The organism is Pseudomonas sp. NFACC10-1, from assembly GCF_900119195.1.
GTDB classification, from domain to species: Bacteria; Pseudomonadota; Gammaproteobacteria; order Pseudomonadales; family Pseudomonadaceae; genus Aquipseudomonas; species Aquipseudomonas cerasi.
In genome coordinates this window covers 310,820-326,750 of sequence record NZ_FPJB01000008.1, presented here as the reverse complement: position 1 = coordinate 326,750, position 15,931 = coordinate 310,820, and the positions used below count along the sequence as shown (strand labels likewise).

General features: G+C 59.2%; 13 protein-coding genes and 1 pseudogene. 12 read left to right on the top strand and 2 right to left on the bottom strand.

What is annotated here, in order from left to right:
• From BT119_RS27380 to BT119_RS22505, 3 genes and pseudogenes are all read left to right on the top strand, one after another.
• Positions 1-256, top strand: a pseudogene (locus BT119_RS27380) (hypothetical protein); the annotation flags it as partial.
• 242 nt (positions 257-498) lie between these two features.
• Positions 499-1,386, top strand: coding sequence for a threonine/homoserine exporter RhtA (gene rhtA, locus BT119_RS22510; RefSeq protein WP_003370628.1), 888 nt, complete (start codon positions 499-501; stop codon positions 1,384-1,386).
• Between the two features lie 166 nt (positions 1,387-1,552).
• On the top strand, positions 1,553-1,867 hold the full coding sequence (locus BT119_RS22505) for a hypothetical protein (RefSeq protein ID WP_003370625.1): 315 nt from the start codon (positions 1,553-1,555) through the stop codon (positions 1,865-1,867).
• 24 nt (positions 1,868-1,891) lie between these two features.
• Here BT119_RS22505 and BT119_RS22500 read toward each other — a convergent pair whose 3' ends face one another.
• On the bottom strand, positions 1,892-3,700 hold the full coding sequence (locus BT119_RS22500) for an aminopeptidase P family protein (RefSeq protein ID WP_054081644.1): 1,809 nt from the start codon (positions 3,698-3,700) through the stop codon (positions 1,892-1,894).
• A 57-nt stretch (positions 3,701-3,757) separates the two neighbouring features.
• Positions 3,758-4,951 (bottom strand): cysteine desulfurase family protein, encoded by a 1,194-nt coding sequence (locus BT119_RS22495; protein ID WP_072366950.1) that lies wholly within the window; start codon positions 4,949-4,951, stop codon positions 3,758-3,760.
• Positions 4,952-5,617: 666 nt separating this feature from the next.
• On the opposite strand from BT119_RS22495, the gene BT119_RS22490 reads away from it, so the two are divergent.
• From BT119_RS22490 to BT119_RS22450, 9 genes are all read left to right on the top strand, one after another.
• Positions 5,618-6,733, top strand: coding sequence for a DegT/DnrJ/EryC1/StrS family aminotransferase (locus tag BT119_RS22490; protein ID WP_072366949.1), 1,116 nt, complete (start codon positions 5,618-5,620; stop codon positions 6,731-6,733).
• Positions 6,734-6,738: 5 nt separating this feature from the next.
• A complete protein-coding gene (locus tag BT119_RS22485) occupies positions 6,739-8,253 on the top strand; it encodes a lipopolysaccharide biosynthesis protein (protein WP_072366958.1) in 1,515 nt (504 codons plus the stop codon).
• A 3-nt stretch (positions 8,254-8,256) separates the two neighbouring features.
• Positions 8,257-9,192 carry a glycosyltransferase family 2 protein gene (locus BT119_RS22480; RefSeq protein ID WP_072366948.1) on the top strand — a complete coding sequence of 312 codons (936 nt, stop codon included), beginning with the start codon at positions 8,257-8,259 and terminating at the stop codon, positions 9,190-9,192.
• Positions 9,182-9,634 (top strand): low molecular weight protein-tyrosine-phosphatase, encoded by a 453-nt coding sequence (locus BT119_RS22475; RefSeq protein ID WP_003436458.1) that lies wholly within the window; start codon positions 9,182-9,184, stop codon positions 9,632-9,634. Before BT119_RS22480 ends, BT119_RS22475 begins: the two co-directional genes overlap by 11 nt.
• Positions 9,635-11,842: a polysaccharide biosynthesis tyrosine autokinase gene (locus tag BT119_RS22470; RefSeq protein ID WP_072366947.1), complete on the top strand. Its 2,208-nt coding sequence runs from the start codon at positions 9,635-9,637 to the stop codon at positions 11,840-11,842. It begins immediately after the preceding gene.
• A 52-nt stretch (positions 11,843-11,894) separates the two neighbouring features.
• Complete coding sequence (rfaH, locus tag BT119_RS22465; RefSeq protein ID WP_003370606.1) at positions 11,895-12,407, top strand: transcription/translation regulatory transformer protein RfaH; 513 nt, start codon at positions 11,895-11,897, stop codon at positions 12,405-12,407.
• Positions 12,408-12,491: 84 nt separating this feature from the next.
• A complete protein-coding gene (locus tag BT119_RS22460) occupies positions 12,492-13,493 on the top strand; it encodes a glycosyltransferase (protein ID WP_065349552.1) in 1,002 nt (333 codons plus the stop codon).
• A complete protein-coding gene (locus BT119_RS22455) occupies positions 13,490-14,695 on the top strand; it encodes a glycosyltransferase family 4 protein (protein WP_072366946.1) in 1,206 nt (401 codons plus the stop codon). The genes BT119_RS22460 and BT119_RS22455 overlap by 4 nt, the downstream gene beginning before the upstream one ends.
• A gap of 90 nt (positions 14,696-14,785) precedes the next feature.
• Positions 14,786-15,901 (top strand): glycosyltransferase family 4 protein, encoded by a 1,116-nt coding sequence (locus BT119_RS22450; RefSeq protein ID WP_072366945.1) that lies wholly within the window; start codon positions 14,786-14,788, stop codon positions 15,899-15,901.
• The last annotated feature ends 30 nt before the right edge of the window (positions 15,902-15,931 follow it).

The following is a 15,931-nucleotide window of genomic DNA, read 5'->3' as shown; positions in this document are numbered from 1 at the left end:
GAGCGGTGGGTTAAGACCTTTCGTCTCAACCGAGGCGCGCATTCTACAGCGTCCTCTGTATCTGTCAAGCGGTTATTTCAAGAAGTTTTCAAAGTTTCCTTTGCAACTTCAACCACTTGCGCTGCGATCAACTCTGGAGTTGCTCATCAGCGGGAGGCGAATTCTACAGCGTTACAACCGCGTGTCAAACTCTTTTTTCTCACCGCTGTCGATCAATCCAGACCCGACCTCCTTCCTCGCTGACTCTTCACTCTAAAACTTTGCAAACTATTGATCTACAAGGCTTTTTCGTTTCCGTCTGCGCCGGAAGTGGGGCGAATTATAGACACCTCACAGAGGGCGTCAACCGTTAATTTCAAAATCGCCGAAATTGACCATTTCGTGATTACCTATATAGAAGAGCACGCGCGCCTTGCGCAATATATTGCCCAATACTTGATTATTCCGCATCATGCGTCATTACCTTTGCCCGGATCACACCCAGGATGTACATCTGAAATGTCTGAGAAATCCCGCAACATAGCCTCTGCCCTGTTCCCTCTGGGGCTGCTGATGATCGCCATGATCTCCATTCAAAGCGGCGCATCGCTGGCAAAGAGTCTTTTCCCTGTCGTGGGTGCGCAAGGCACAACGACCCTGCGACTGGTATTTGCCAGCCTTATTCTGGTTGCCGTCCTGCGACCATGGCGGGCGAATCTGACAGCTAAGTCGTTACGCACCGTCGTGATCTACGGCATTGCGCTGGGTTGCATGAACCTTCTCTTCTATATGTCGTTGCAGACAGTGCCCCTGGGGATTGCAGTAGCGCTGGAATTCACCGGTCCGCTGGCTGTGGCTTTGCTGTCTTCCCGCAAGCCCATTGATTTTCTCTGGGTGACTCTGGCAGTCATCGGCCTGCTGTTGTTGATCCCGCTGGGGACCTCAGCTGCCGCAATTGATCTGCTCGGTGCCGGCTATGCTTTGGGCGCAGGCGTGTGCTGGGCCGCATACATCGTGTTCGGTCACAAGGCCGGCGCCGACAATGGTGTGCAGACAGCAGCGCTTGGCGTTGTGATTGCCGCGCTGTTCATAGGGCCAATAGGCGTGATACACGCAGGCTCTGCGTTACTGGATATTTCACTGATACCCGCAGCACTGGGTGTCGCCATCCTCTCGACCGCCCTGCCCTATAGCCTGGAGATGATTGCCCTAACGCGGATGTCAGCGCGTACATTCGGCACGCTGGCAAGCCTGGAACCCGTCTTCGCCGCGCTTTCAGGCCTGGTGTTTCTCCATGAAAGCCTTTCACTGACTCAATGGCTGGCGATCGGCGCAATCATCTTCGCGTCCATCGGCGCAACCCTTGGCTCTGCAAACAGCAAACCTCAATTGGTACCGGCCGACTGAACTTACCACGCATCAAGAAGCCATATGGCACTAGCATTTGTTACGCGCATGCGCCATGTTTGTACCTGACCGATTTATCTTCGGTGGCTATGCGTTACAGTTCAAAAGACTCATGGTCCAGTCAATCGGATGGATCGCGATCAGCAATGGCCCGCTAAGGAAAGGAATGAAATACATTTTTGTCGTATTGGCCATCTTGGCTGTGGCAGGTTGTGCAGCCACGTCCAAACCCGTCACGCAAAGCAAGCGAGGCATCCACATCAACTGCTCAGGCCTCACCTCGTCCTGGGCAAAATGCTACGAACTGGCTACCAACTCCTGCGCGTCGAGAACATTCAAGGTGATCGCCAAGTCCGGCGATGCCACCGAGGAGCCCGAAGACTATCCGTTCGGCCTGAACCCGGCGGGTTACACCAGCCGCAGCATGATCATCGTCTGCAGGAAAGCAGCACCACTGGCTGAACCGTTACCGCAGGACTGAGCCTGCGGCAACGCGAAAGCTTGATCAGACAGGAATCGTCCTGGCCTGCAGCCACAGCAGCGCAGTGCCCTGCAGCAATGGGCTCAAGCGCGTCAGAACCTGCACATGGTAGTCATTCAGCCAAGTGCGTTCTTCTGCGTTCAACATCGACACCTCAAGGCAACGGGTGTCGATAGGACACAGCGTCAGCGTTTCGAAGCGCAGAAACTCGCCGAACTCGGTTTTACCGGCTTCCTGGTTGATCACCAGGTTTTCGATACGCACTCCCCAGCGCCCAGGCCGGTAAGTACCCGGCTCGATGGACGTGATCATGCCCGGCAGCATGGCCGTCTGCGGTGTTGCAGGTGCCTGATAGGCAATGACCTGCGGCCCCTCGTGCACATTCAGGAAATACCCCACACCGTGCCCGGTGCCATGGCCGTAATTGACACCCTCACTCCAGATAGGCGCTCGGGCAATTGCGTCCAGCAGCGGCGACTGAATACCCTTGGGAAAGTGCGCACGCGATAGCGCGATCACACCCTTGAGCACGCGAGTACAGTCCTGTTTCTGTTCAGCGCTCGGTGTTCCGATCGCCACCATGCGCGTGATGTCGGTGGTACCACCAAGGTACTGCCCGCCCGAATCGATCAGCAGCAAACCGTCGCCTTCTATCCGCGCATGCTCCGCCTCGGTCGCGCGGTAATGCGGCATCGCGCCATTGGCGTTGAATCCCGCAATGGTGGCAAAGCTGGGCGAGACATAACCCGGACGTCGCTCGCGTGCCTGAGTGAGCTTTTCATCAATGGTCAGTTCGCTGACAGGCTCTCGCCCCAGCGCACTGTCCAGCCAGGCGAAGAACTCGCAGAGCGCGGCGCCGTCCTGCTCCATGGCCTGACGGATGTGGGCCGTATCGGTCTCGGTTTTTTGCGATTTCAGCAACGTGCTGGGGTTGAGCCCTTCAACCAGCGTGACCTCGCTGTCCAGGTAATCGAGCAGCCCGCAGGTAACCCGCGCCGGATCGACCAGCAGTCGCGCGTCCTTAGGCAGTTCGCGCAAGGCGGCGCCAATCTGCGTGTATTCCATGAGGTTGATACCGTCGCGCTCCAGGCGCGCACGTACCGAGTCCGGTACTTTCTTCGAGTCCACGAACAGCGTGACGCTTTGCGGACCGATCAAGGCAAATGCGATGAACACCGGATTGTAGGAAACGTCTGCGCCACGCAGATTGAACAGCCAGGCGATGTCGTCCAGTGTGGCGATGAAATGCCAGTCAGCTTTTCGCTCGACGATAATCTGACGAACCCGCGCGAGTTTTTCGTTACGGTCCAGTGACGCCTGGGGAGGCAAATGCTCGTAAATCGGGTGAGACGGCAACGCGGGGCGGTCCTGCCACAGCTCGGTGAGCAGGTCGATATCGGTTCGCAGCCGCGCACCACGTTCGTAGAGCTTGCTTGCCAATGTCCGCGAAGAGGCAACGGCCAGAACCGCCCCATCAACGGCAACCACGCTCTCTGCCTTGGCTTCATCTGCCAGCCATTCGAGCGGGCCTTGCTGGCCGGGCATCAGCTTCACCAATTCGATGCCGCTGCCAGCCAGCTCCTTGGTGGCCTGTTCCCAATAGCGGCTGTCAGCCCATATGCCGGCGAAATCCTGGGTGATGATCAGCGTACCGACCGAGCCGTGAAAACCCGACAGCCACTGGCGCCCCTGCCAATAGCCGGGCAGGTATTCGGAGAGGTGCGGATCCGCTGACGGCACCAGATAGGCATCGATGCGCTCCCTGCTCATCAAGGCGCGGGTTTGCGCCAAACGTTCTGCCACGTCTGAACTGGCATTGGATTGCGTACTCATTGACTCTCCTGCTGACCCGGAAATTGACTGCTTTCACCGGTTCAGATAATGGAGCACTCATCGAGCCTGAGCAACCGCCCAGAACGCTGGCTGAATCAGAGAGGCGCGAATCGAGTCAGCCGCGCGCGCTATGTCCTGCTCGCGAGTGAAGCGCCCCAGACTCAGGCGTATGGTCTGGCTGGCGGCCTGCGGGCTCAGCCCAAGGGCCAGCAGGACATGCGACGGCAGGTTTTTCGCCGAGTTGCAGGCGGAAGTGGACGAAAAGGCGAGGCTCTCACCCAGCGCGGCGACGTCCAGATCGTTATGGGTGAACGTAAAACTGAGTGTGTGGGCAATCCGCTGTGTGGGACTGCCGTTGATACATACCCCGGGAATCCCGGCCAGGCGTTTACAAAGAAGATCGCTCAGCCGCTGTATTTCAACCACCTCACCTTCGAGCACCTCTGCCGCCAAGGCAAAGGCCGCGCCCATTCCGGCAATCTGATGCGTTGCCAGTGTCCCCGAGCGTAAGCCACATTCGTGCCCTCCCCCATGTATCTGGGCGAGAACACGCTGCTGCGCACGCGGACCGACGTACAAAGCGCCGATGCCCTTGGGCCCGTAGATTTTGTGTGCCGAGAGCGACATCAAATCTACCGCGAGCTGGCTGAGGTCGATTGGCAGCTTGCCAGCGCCCTGTGCAGCGTCGACATGCAACAGCGCCCCGTGCCCCCGTACGCGTCTGCCGATTTCGGCGATGTCGTTAACGGTACCCAGTTCGTTATTGACCAGCATCAGCGAGACCAGAAATGTATCGTCACGCAAGGCTGCACTGACGGCATCGGCACTGATCAGGCCCTCGCTGTCCGGCGCCAGCCAGGTGACCTCGACGCCCTCCTGCTCAAGTTGACGGGCGGTGTCGAGGGTAGCCTTGTGCTCGATCAGGCTGGTGATGATATGACCGGGTTTGCCTCCGGCGACGGCTGCCTGGCGCTTGGCACGCTCCTGAGCCACCCCCTTGAGTGCCAGATTGCTGGACTCGGTCGCGCCGGAAGTCCAGATGATCTGCGAGGCTTGCGCACCCACCAGATGCGCAACCTGCTCACGGGCAAGCTCCACTGCAAGGCGGGCCTTCTGGCCGAACGAATGGGAGCTGGAGGCCGGATTGCCGAAGTTGCCTGACACCCCCAGGCAATCGACCATCACTCTGATAACGCGCTCGTCCACAGGGGTGGTGGCGGCGTAATCGAAATACAGCACTGGCTCGTTCATGCGCGCTCCTCGTTCACAGACCATGAAGAGGATCATGCACGAAATCAAATAGAACTAAAAATTATCAATTAATATTTATATAGACAAAAATAGAATATAAAGAAATTGGCCATCGTAAAGTCTGTTGATCTCTGCACGCCCGACTGAGGCGGCAGTCTGTGTCATTAAATACACATCGAAAGATGATATTTTTTTGACAGTCTTATAAATCAATACTTTAGATTATTCAATCTACCATTTATCAAAAATCTAACAGAAACCTGACGAAATAATTTGACAGATACCCTGCCGCCACCGATATATAGGACCGTCAGGCACACTCCGGTTTTACGCACATGCCGCAGAGCATAGCGTCGGAATAATCAGCCGAAGTTGACTGCTGTCCCGTCTCACCCTGTCAGTTATTTCCACGGCGCTTATCCGGCGCTGGCGGATGCCTGTTGACTCTCCATTCCTTTTTTAAATGCTGAATGCGTTCGGTGTGGCGGTAGCGTTGCCTGTTGCAATGCGACCCACTCGACGCTTATGCGTTGATGCTCGGTAAACGGCTCCCTGACTGGATCGACCGGTTCGGCGGTAGCGTGCCCGGCAATCAACGTACGTCTGCAACGGATGCCCGGTCACCCGCTTGGCAACGCACTGATTCATAGAAACATGGAGGCTTCGATGATTAACGTGACCAAGACGTACCTGGGTGATATCGACCAGTTCAAACGCTATGTCGAAGGCATCTACGCACGTGGCTGGCTGACCAATCACGGGCCGCTGGCCAGGGAGCTGACGGACCGACTCAAAGACTACCTGGGCGTCAGGCACATTATTCTGACCAACAACGGCACCCTGGCCCTGCAAGTGGCCTATCGGGCGCTGGGGCTGAGCGGCAGCGCAGTGACTACGCCATTCAGTTTTGTCGCGACCAGCAGCTCGCTGCAATGGGAAGGCATCCGGCCCATCTTTGCCGACATCGATGCGCACACCTGGAACATCTCGCCCAACCACGTCGAAAACAGCATTACCGAAGACACCACGGCGATCGTCGCCACCCACGTGTTCGGCAATCCTTGCGACGTGCAAGCCATCGAGCAAATAGCCCGCAAGCACAAGCTCAAGGTCGTCTATGACGGCGCACACGCATTCGCCGTGCGTCACGCAGGCCAGTCGGTGCTCAATCACGGCGACATCAGCACCTTGAGCTTCCATGCCACCAAGCTGTTTCACACCATTGAAGGTGGCGCGATCATCACCAACGATGACGAGCTGGCCAGACAAGCCCATCTGATGTGCAACTTCGGCATTTCCGGCGTCGACCGGATCGATGGCCTCGGCATAAACGCCAAGCTCAATGAGTTCTCCGCCGCCATGGGACTGTGCATTCTCGACAACATCGGCAACATTCTCGAAGCGCGCGCGGAGATAGCCGACCACTACACTTCGTCGCTGCAAGATTATCTGGATCTGCAGACACCCCAGGCCGATAGCCAGCTGAATCACAGCTATTACCCCGTGGCCCTGCGCGACGAGCAACAATTGCTGGGCGTGCGCACGGCACTCAACCAGCACAAGATCAACCCTCGCCGCTACTTCTACCCGTCGCTGGACACCCTTGAATACCTGCAGCCGCAACCCGGCCAGCCAGTCTCCAGAGCGTTGAGCGAGCGAGTGCTGTGCCTGCCGATCTATCCCGGTCTGCTGAGAAGCGAGCAGGACCTGGTCATCCGCACCCTGATCGAAGCCTGCAGCGAGACTGACTATCGGGCTTGCACCGTTGCACAGGTCTGCTGACGATCATGCCAGGCAAACATTCCCTCATTCGTAACACCCTCCTGAATTACGGCGGGCAGGCTTACGTGCTGCTGGTCGGGATTCTGATCATGCCGTTCTATCTGGGCCACCTGGGTGCCGAAGCGTACGGCCTGATCGGTTTTTTCACCCTGCTGCAGGCCTGGCTGCAATTGCTGGATGCCGGCCTGTCGCCCAGCCTGGTGCGTGCGGTGGCGCATGCGCGAGACACTCCAGCACGTAAACAACACCTGGGCCGTCTGCTGCGCTCGTTCGAACTGATCTTTCTGCCGATGACCATGTTCAGCGCCCTGCTTGTCGGTGTCCTCAGCCCCTGGATCGCCGCGCACTGGTTGAACGCAAACACGCTACAACCCGACACGCTGACCCATTGCATCACCTTGATGGGCATCATCATTGCCCTGCGCCTGTATTCAACGCTGTACAAAAGCGCGATTCAGGGTCTTGAACAACATGCCTGGCTCAACGCCGCCAATGTGTCGATCGCGACGTTGCGCTACTTCGGTGGCCTGGTGCTGGTCAGTCAGTTTTCCCGGGACCCACTGGACTTTTTTGAATTTCAACTCGCGGTGGGGCTGATCGAAACCCTGCTGTTTGCCGGCAAGGCACGTGGGCAAATGCCTGCGCCGCATTGGCTGACCGGTCTGGACTGGCCATTGATCAAGCCGATCCTGCCGTTCGCCGCCAGCCTGTCGCTGAGTGCTGTGCTGTGGATCGTGCTGACTCAGGTGGATAAGGCTCTTTTGTCGAATCTGCTGCCGCTGGACCAGTACGGCTATTTCTCATTGGTCGCGTTGATCACTACCGGCATCGTGATGCTGACCAACCCGCTGGTCCAGACGCTGCTGCCGCGCCTGACCGTGTTGATGGCCGAAGGACGACGCGACGATATGCACGCCCTGTTTCTGGCCGCCAATCGCCTCGCCTGTACCTTTTTATTCCCGCTGGCTGCGGTCATTGCCCTGTATGCAGAGCCGTTGATCCTCGCCTGGACCGGCGATCCGGTTGCCGCGCGCTGGAGTCGTCCGGTGCTGGGCTGGTATGCGCTGGGCAGCGCCATCATGGCCGCCAGTGCCTTTCAGTTCTATCTGCAATACGCCTATGGCCGGATGCATTTGCACCTGTGGTACAGCCTGATATCGACGCTGGTCAGCGTGCCGGTGATGGTTCTGGCGATCCATTACCAGGGCATGTACGGCGCGGCGTTGGCGTGGTTTTTTCTGCGGGCGACGTCCTTCGCGATATGGCCAGTCATCGTGCATCGACACCTGGCCCCCGGTCTTCATCGCCAGTGGTTGAGCGACATTCTGCGGATCAGCGCGATGAGCGCTGCAGGCCTGGTGGTCAGCGCCCCCGTCTTCAATCTGATTGCCGGTGAAAGCCGAATCAGCGTGCTTCTGGCACTCGCGCTCAGCGGGCTTGTCACCCTGACACTGGTGGCGACGAGTCACCGGCCGCTGGCATCGAAACTCTATGTTCTGTTCAGTAAACCGAGTACTTGAGCCATGGACGACACTGTAAAGAATACCGACGAAACCTGCCTGGCGCCGCCGCTGCTGAGCATCGTATGCCCCGCCTACAATCAAGAGGGCTTCATCGCTCAGACGCTGGACGGGCTTTTGGCACAGCAGACCGATTTCAGGTACGAAATCCTGATCAACGACGACGCCTCCACCGACGGCACCGCGCGCATCATTGCGCACTACGCCGAGCGGCATCCGACGATCATTCGGGCCTTCTATCAGCAGGTCAATCAGTACAGTCAGGGCAGCGCGTGCGTCCCGGGCCTGTTTGGCGAAGCACGCGGTCGCTACATCGCCTACTGCGAAGCCGATGACTACTGGACCGATTCGCAAAAACTGCAGCTGCAAGTGGACTTTCTCGAAGCTCATCCGGATTACGTCATCACTTATCACGATGCGTTCGTCTTCGATGAGCACGGGCAGTATGGCGTGCAGTTGCAAGGTCATCTGCGCGCCGATGCCTCGGCGCTGGAGTTGCAAAAAGCGAGACGCCTCTCGACCCTGACTGTCTGTTTTCGCAATGTGTTCAGCCAGATGCCGCCCGAATTGAGCCTGTGCAGCGCGCCGTTGAACGATATGTGCTGGTGGTCGTTGCTGGGGGCCTACGGCAAGGGCAAGTTCATGGCCGGGATCAAGCCGGCCGCCTATCGCATGCACCCTGGCGGGGTGTTCTCGATGCGCAGTGACAAACGCAAGTTGCACATGAACCTGCAGACCTGCTCAAGCCTGGCCAACTATTACAACCGCCTGGGCAATCAGCCGCTGTACCAGTATTTCCTGATGCAGACGGTGTGCCTGTCGCTGGCCGCACTCGCCCCCCGTCACAAGCTGCAGACGGTGTGGAAGGTGGCAGGCAACGTGATCGGCAATCTGCGCAGGCGCCTGTTGCCGGACACTGGCAACGCTCATGTTCAGTAGTGTGCTGGTGTTGTGCGTCGGCAACGTTTGCCGCAGCCCGATGGCGGTCGCGATGCTGCATGAACGCCTGAAGGCCACGCAGGTGCGTATCCAGTCGGCAGGCATCGCCGCGCTATCGGGTTCGTCGATCGACCCGACGGCACATGCGGTGCTGCAGTCGCACCGGGTGCAGCCTCGGCGGCATGCCGCTCGCCAGGTGAATCGCGAGCTGCTGCGCGAGGCCGACCTGATCCTGCTGATGGAGCAGGCGCATTTTTCCAACGTCCTCGAACTGGCCCCCGAAGTGCGCGGCAAAGCGTTTCTGATCGGTAAATGGCAAGACCCGCTCGACATCACCGACCCTTACCGGCGGCCCGCGTCAGCCTTCGAACAGACCTACGCGCAGCTCTCACGCTGCATCGACGACTGGCTTCCCCATTTTCAGTCAGGAGCGACAGGATAAATGACCGTCATGAACCATCCTTCCCTGAATTTCCAAGCGGACTCCCGGATTGATCTGGCAACGGTCCTGCGGATGCTGTTCGATCACAAAACCCTGATCCTGTGGACCGTCGGCCTGTTTTTTCTGCTCGGCCTGGGCTACGCCATTCTGGCCACGCCGGTGTATCAGGCCACCGCCATGATTCAGATAGAACCCCGAAAAATCGGCATCGAGGGTACGCCGGAAGTCAGTGCCAAGCCGCTCTCGGTGTCGCAGGCGACCACCGAGATCGAGTTGATCAAGTCCCGCGCGCTGCTGGGCAAGGTCGTCGACGATCTGAAGCTCAATAGGCTCCAGACACCTGACTTGTTTCCTGTGATCGGTCCTTATCTGTATCGCACCTTCAAGCCCGCACGCGACGGTGAACTGGCGCAGCCTTTATTCGGCCTGACCCAATATGCGTGGGGCGGCGAAAAAATAGAGGTGTTCCAACTGGAAGTGCCAGAGCACCTGCTGGGTGAAAAACTCACCCTGACCGCAGGCAAACCCGGCCAGTTCTCGCTCTACGATAGCGAACACAATCTGCTGCTCGGCGGGGCGATCAATCGCGTGGTCGAAGGCTACGGAATCAAGATTCAGGTCGCTACGTTGCAGGCCCGGCCCGGTACCGATTTCACTGTCTCCAGACAGCGCACACTCAGCACCGCGCTGATCTATCAGAACCGCCTGAAGATCGCCGAGGCCGGCAGGGATTCGGGGATCATCTACCTGTCGATCGAGGACCAGGATGCGCAACGGGCCAACCGCATTCTTGATGAAGTCAGCCATCTGTATGTACGCCAGAACGTCGAGCGCAGTTCTGCCGAAGCCGCCCAGCGACTGCAGTTTTTGCGCTCGCAGTTACCCGCCGTACGCAAGCAGCTCGAAGAATCGGAAACCGCACTGAATACCTTCCAGACCAGCGCCCGGTCGGTGGACCTGAGTATCGAAACCAAGGGGGTGCTTGACCAAGTGGTCAGTCTCGACTCAATGCTGTCGGAACTGAAACTCAAACGCGTCGAACTGGAACGGCTGTATACCCGCGAGCACCCGACCTATCGCAGCCTGATGAGCCAGATGAACCAGCTGGAACAACAGCGCCAGGGCCTGCTGAAAAAAATCGACGCGCTGCCCATGACCCAGCAGGAGTTGTTGCGCCTGACCCGTGATATGCAGGTCATCAGCCAGACCTACACACTGATGCTCAACAAAAGCCAGGAGCAGGACATTCTGCGCGCCGGCAACATCGGCAACGTACGGGTCATCGATAACGCCGACACCAATGTCGAAAGACCCGTCAAACCGATGAAAACACTGATCGTGCTGATTGCCACGCTGCTCGGCGCGCTGGTCGCGATGACCATGGTTTTCGTGCGCCAGGCGTTCTATCGCGGCATCGAAAGCGCCGAGAGCATTGAAAATCTGGGCATGCCGGTCTACGCGTCGCTGCCGCACTCGCGCCAACAGGAGCATCTGGACAAGCGCGACCATGCCGGACAGGAGTCGAAGTTGCTGAGCATTGCCGCGCCCGCCGAGCTGGCGATCGAGTCATTGCGCAGCCTGCGCACAAGCCTGCACTTCGCCATGCTTGAAGCGCGCAACAACGTGCTGATGATATCCAGCCCGACACCGGGTGCCGGCAAGTCTTTTGTGTCGAGCAATCTGGCGACCATCATTGCCCAGACCGGCAAACGGGTCCTGCTGATCGATGCCGACATGCGCAAAGGCTACCTGCATCGCCTCTTCGGTCTGCAACCCAAACACGGGCTGTCCGACACACTGGCGGCGCGTCTGCGCTGTACCGAGGTCATCAACAGCACCCGTGTCCGGCATCTGGATTTCATCTCCTGTGGTTTCGCCGCGCCCAACCCCTCGGAGCTGCTGATGCATGACAACTTCCACAAGATGCTTGCCGAACTGTCGCCGCTGTATGACCTGATTCTGATCGACACACCGCCCATCCTGGCCGTGACCGATGCGACGCTGGTGGGCCGTCAGGCGGGCACTTGCCTGCTGGTGGCGCGCTTTGGCATGACCACCGTCCAGGAAATCGAAGCCAGCAAACGCCGTCTGGGTCAGAACGGAATTCTGATCAAGGGCGCCATTTTCAACGCGGTGGTGCGCAAGGCCACGACCTCCGACTACGACTGCGCCGCCTACGGCTACAACTACCACCCCGCGCCCCGATAGCCGGGGCGCTGCTTGCCGCTGACCGAGCTGTTTCATTTAAAAGGAATTAACCATGTCCCACTCCGACCAGGATGTCCGCTGGTACCTGATCCAGACCAAACCACGGCAGGAAGCCCGCGCCGAAGAACATTTGCGGCGTCAGCAGTTCGAGTGCTATCGACCGTTACAGGTCGATGCAAAAAAACCCGGCACCAGGGTTCAGGCCGGCGAGGCCTTGTTCCCCGGTTATCTGTTCATTCACATGGATCAGGTGCAGGACAACTGGTACCCGATTCGCTCCACCCGCGGCGTCTCGCGCATCGTGACTTTCGGTGGTCATCCGGTCCCGGTTCGGGATCATCTGATCGAGCAGATCCGCCAACGACTCGCCACACCCGCGCCGAAAACACAGTTTACCCAGGGGGACGCGGTGCTGATCACCCATGCCAGCTGGGGTGAAGTCGAGGCCATCTTTCTGAGTGAAGATGGCGCGCAGCGCGCGGTGATCCTGCTCAATATGCTGCAACGTCAGCAAAAAGTGGTGTTGCCGATCAGCAGCCTGTCGCGAATCGAGGCGAGCGCCTAGCGCTCGAACCCGCCGCAACCTGCCGCACGACGTGTACTGAAAGCATGCGTCGCACGCCTGTTTCACCAGCCTCGGAATCGCACCATGCCGCGTCAGACCACCCTGGTGACGCTCACCTATGGTGACCGTTTCAGCTATTTGCACACCCTGATCAGCCGCTCGCTGGAAAGCCCGCTGATTGGCCGCGTGATCGTTGTCAGCAATGCTTCCACCGCGCCACTGCAAGCGCTGTGCGATGAGTGGCCCGATCGGGTTCAGGTGATCTGGCTGCCGCACAACACCGGCTCGGCCAATGGCTACTCGGTGGGCATTAACGCCGCGCTGCAAACCGGAGACGACTGCATCTGGCTGATGGACGACGATAACGCACCGACCGCGCATGCCATCGAGGCATTGCATCGATCCTTGCGTGAACGGCAACTCATCGACGGCCAGGACAACTGCGCGGTGCTCGGCTTTCGCCCCACGCATCAAGCCGACATCGCCGCAGGTGTGCCGCTGCAATATGCGATCCAGCGGCGCTCAAGCTTCTTCGGCTTTCACATCGCACAGTTGCCGTACAAGATCTGGCGACGCCTGCCGTGGGGAAAGCCCGATGCCACCCGGCTGATGCCGGAACACGTGCAACTGCCTTTTGCCACTTACGGCGGGCTGCTTGCCCATCGCAGCCTTTACCAAAAGATCGGCCTGCCGCTGGATGCTCTCAAGCTGTACAGCGATGACAGCGAATACACCTGGCGCATCACCGACGGTGGCGGAAAGCTGTTTCTGGTGCCCGATGCGCGGCTGGACGATCTGGAAGACTCCTGGAACATCAAGGCACGTACCCGCAATGTCTATGAAAGCTACCTGCTGGGCGGATCGGATCTGCGCGCCTACTACGCAGCGCGCAATCAGGCCTGGTTCGACAAACATGTCTGGGCGGCCTCCCCAATCAGCTATCGGCTCAATCGCTGGGTTTTTCTCTGCCTGCTGAACCTGTATGCCTGGCGCTGTGGCGCAGCGCAGCGTCTGGACCTGCTCAACGACGCCATTCGCGAGGGCGAAGCCGGCAGGCTGGGCCTGAACAGGGCCTACCCGCTATGAAAATCCTTTTCATCAACAGCCTCTACGCACCCGATATCGGCGGCGGCGCAGAAATCATTCTGCAACGTACCGTCGAGGGCTTGCAGCAGCGCGGGCACAGCGTCGCGGTATTGGCCACCACTGACCGACCTGGCTTGCAACTGGCGGAGGTCAACCGGGTCAAGGTCTATCGAGCCGGCCTGCTTAACTGTTACTGGCACTTCATCGCCCAGCGTCCGGGCCGTCTGGCGCGCTTTGCCTGGCACTGGCGCGATCGCTACAACGCAGGCATGCGTGAGTCCGTGGAACGCGTGATGGAGCTGGAGCAGCCGGAACTGGTGGTGTGCCATAACCTGACGGGCTGGTCGGTCTCGGCATGGGACCAGATCACCCAGGCCAATTGCCCGATCGTGCAGGTGCTGCACGACTTTTACTTGCTGTGCCCGGCAAGCACGATGTTCAGAAAGGGCAAAAGCTGTCAGCGCCGCTGCACGACGTGCACACGGTTGCGCAGCCAGCATGCACACCAGTCGGAACAGGTCAGCGCGGTGGTCGGTGTCAGCCGCTTCATGCTCGACACGCTGCGGGAGCAGGATTATTTCAAGCATGCCAGAGGCTATGTGGTGCATAACGCCAGCCCGTTTACGCCAGCGCTTCGCGAGCAGCCCAAGGCACTTGTCGATAACGCACCGTTGCGTTTCGGTTACCTGGGCACCCTGTCGACCAACAAGGGGCTGGAGTGGCTGATCGAGCAGTTCCAGCGCCTGCCGTTCAAAGCCACCCTGCAGATTGCCGGGCGCGGACAGTCGACTGACGAAAAGCGCTTCAAAGCCATGGTCACGTCCCCCGACATCAGTTTCGTCGGTTTTCAGAGACCCGAGAACTTCTATCGCCAGATCGATGTGGCGATTGTGCCTTCCCTGTGGAATGAGCCGTTCGGCATGGTCGCGGTCGAGGCATGCGCGCACTCGCTGCCGGTCATCGCCAGCCGCATGGGCGGGCTCACGGAAATCATTCAGGAACCGCTCAACGGCTTGCTGTGCAGCCCCGATGATCCTGACTCACTGGGGCTGGCGATGCTCAGGCTGCATCAGCAGCCCGAACTGCTGGCACGCCTTGGCAGCCAGGCACGCAGCAGCGTCGCGTCGTTGATGAATCTGGACCTGATGCTGGACCAGTACGAAAGCATTTTTGCCCAGACCTTGCAGGACCGCAGCACGTAGCACGGCGAACGGGCGCAATCGCCCCATTTGACGACATCACGGACACGGTGTGGCACCCATCAGCTCACCTTCATCAGCAGGATGCTCAAGATGATTTTCATCAATGCACGGTTTCTTACCCAGGACATCAGTGGTGTACAGCGCTACGCAGAGCAGATGTGCCGAGCGCTGAAGCGACTGCGCGACGATCTGCTATTCGTTACCCCGCACAACATCAGACGGCATGACTGCGCCAGCGCATTGGAGGCGCACTGCATCGGGCGCTCCACCGGGCATGCGTGGGAGCAGATCGACCTGCCGCTGTACCTGAAACGTCGGGGCAGTCCGCTGCTGATCTCGATCAGCAACACCGGGCCCATGCTGTATGGCAACCAGATTGCGACTCACCATGACATCAACTATGTGCGCTACCCGCAAAGTTACACCCGGCTGTTCCGGCTGGCCTATCGGACCATCACCCCGATCCTGCTGTCGCGCGCCAAAACGCTGATCACCGGCAGCCACTTCTCGCGCAAAGAAATATCCTCGTTCTATGGCTACGCAGAAGACAAGATACTCGTCGTACCGGCTGCGGTCAGCGACGATTTCATCCCGGGGCCGACCGCGGTGAATCATCCGAAATACCTGCTGGCCGTGTCCTCGCCGGCCGTGCACAAGAATTTCAGGCGGATGATTCAGGCCTTTCTCAGCCTGCGTGGCCACACGGATCTGCAACTGCACATTGTCGGCGCAGCCAGCGCGCTGTTCGCCGACCCGAACCTGCAGCACCTCGCCTGCCGTGACCCGCGCATCCGTTTTCTGGGGCGCCTCAGTGATGCCGAATTGATCGAGCAATATCAGGGCGCGACCGCGTTCGTGTTCCCTTCGCTTTACGAGGGCTTCGGCATCCCGCCGCTCGAAGCCCAGGCCTGCGGCTGCCCGGTGCTGGCGGCCAATGCCGCATCGATCCCCGAGGTTCTGCAGGCCAGTGCGCTGTATTTCGACCCGCTGGACGTCAGCCACATGGCCGCAGCCATGCAGCGCATTCTGCTGGATGCGCCGTTGCGCAACGCGCTGCGTGTACAAGGCCTGCAAAACGTGCAGCGCTTTTCCTGGGAGCTTTCCGCGCAGCGCCTTTCCCAGCGCATCGACACGTTGCTGGCGTCCGACCCCGCGCAGCAAAGCAGACTGGACGTCACCGCCGAATCGTCCACCGGCAAACCCTGACTCCACAACAGCAACGCCAGGATGCGCGCC

Excerpts from the sequence above, each read along its gene's own strand:
- rhtA (WP_003370628.1), top strand. The coding sequence starts at position 499 with ATGTCTGAGAAATCCCGCAACATAGCCTCTGCCCTGTTCCCTCTGGGG.
- rfaH (WP_003370606.1), top strand. The coding sequence starts at position 11,895 with ATGTCCCACTCCGACCAGGATGTCCGCTGGTACCTGATCCAGACCAAA.
- BT119_RS22480 (WP_072366948.1), top strand. The coding sequence starts at position 8,257 with ATGGACGACACTGTAAAGAATACCGACGAAACCTGCCTGGCGCCGCCG.
- BT119_RS22450 (WP_072366945.1), top strand. The coding sequence starts at position 14,786 with ATGATTTTCATCAATGCACGGTTTCTTACCCAGGACATCAGTGGTGTA.
- BT119_RS22500 (WP_054081644.1), bottom strand. The coding sequence starts at position 3,700 with ATGAGTACGCAATCCAATGCCAGTTCAGACGTGGCAGAACGTTTGGCG.
- BT119_RS22485 (WP_072366958.1), top strand. The coding sequence starts at position 6,739 with ATGCCAGGCAAACATTCCCTCATTCGTAACACCCTCCTGAATTACGGC.
- BT119_RS22460 (WP_065349552.1), top strand. The coding sequence starts at position 12,492 with ATGCCGCGTCAGACCACCCTGGTGACGCTCACCTATGGTGACCGTTTC.
- BT119_RS22475 (WP_003436458.1), top strand. The coding sequence starts at position 9,182 with ATGTTCAGTAGTGTGCTGGTGTTGTGCGTCGGCAACGTTTGCCGCAGC.
- BT119_RS22470 (WP_072366947.1), top strand. The coding sequence starts at position 9,635 with ATGACCGTCATGAACCATCCTTCCCTGAATTTCCAAGCGGACTCCCGG.
- BT119_RS22455 (WP_072366946.1), top strand. The coding sequence starts at position 13,490 with ATGAAAATCCTTTTCATCAACAGCCTCTACGCACCCGATATCGGCGGC.
- BT119_RS22495 (WP_072366950.1), bottom strand. The coding sequence starts at position 4,951 with ATGAACGAGCCAGTGCTGTATTTCGATTACGCCGCCACCACCCCTGTG.
- BT119_RS22505 (WP_003370625.1), top strand. The coding sequence starts at position 1,553 with ATGAAATACATTTTTGTCGTATTGGCCATCTTGGCTGTGGCAGGTTGT.
- BT119_RS22490 (WP_072366949.1), top strand. The coding sequence starts at position 5,618 with ATGATTAACGTGACCAAGACGTACCTGGGTGATATCGACCAGTTCAAA.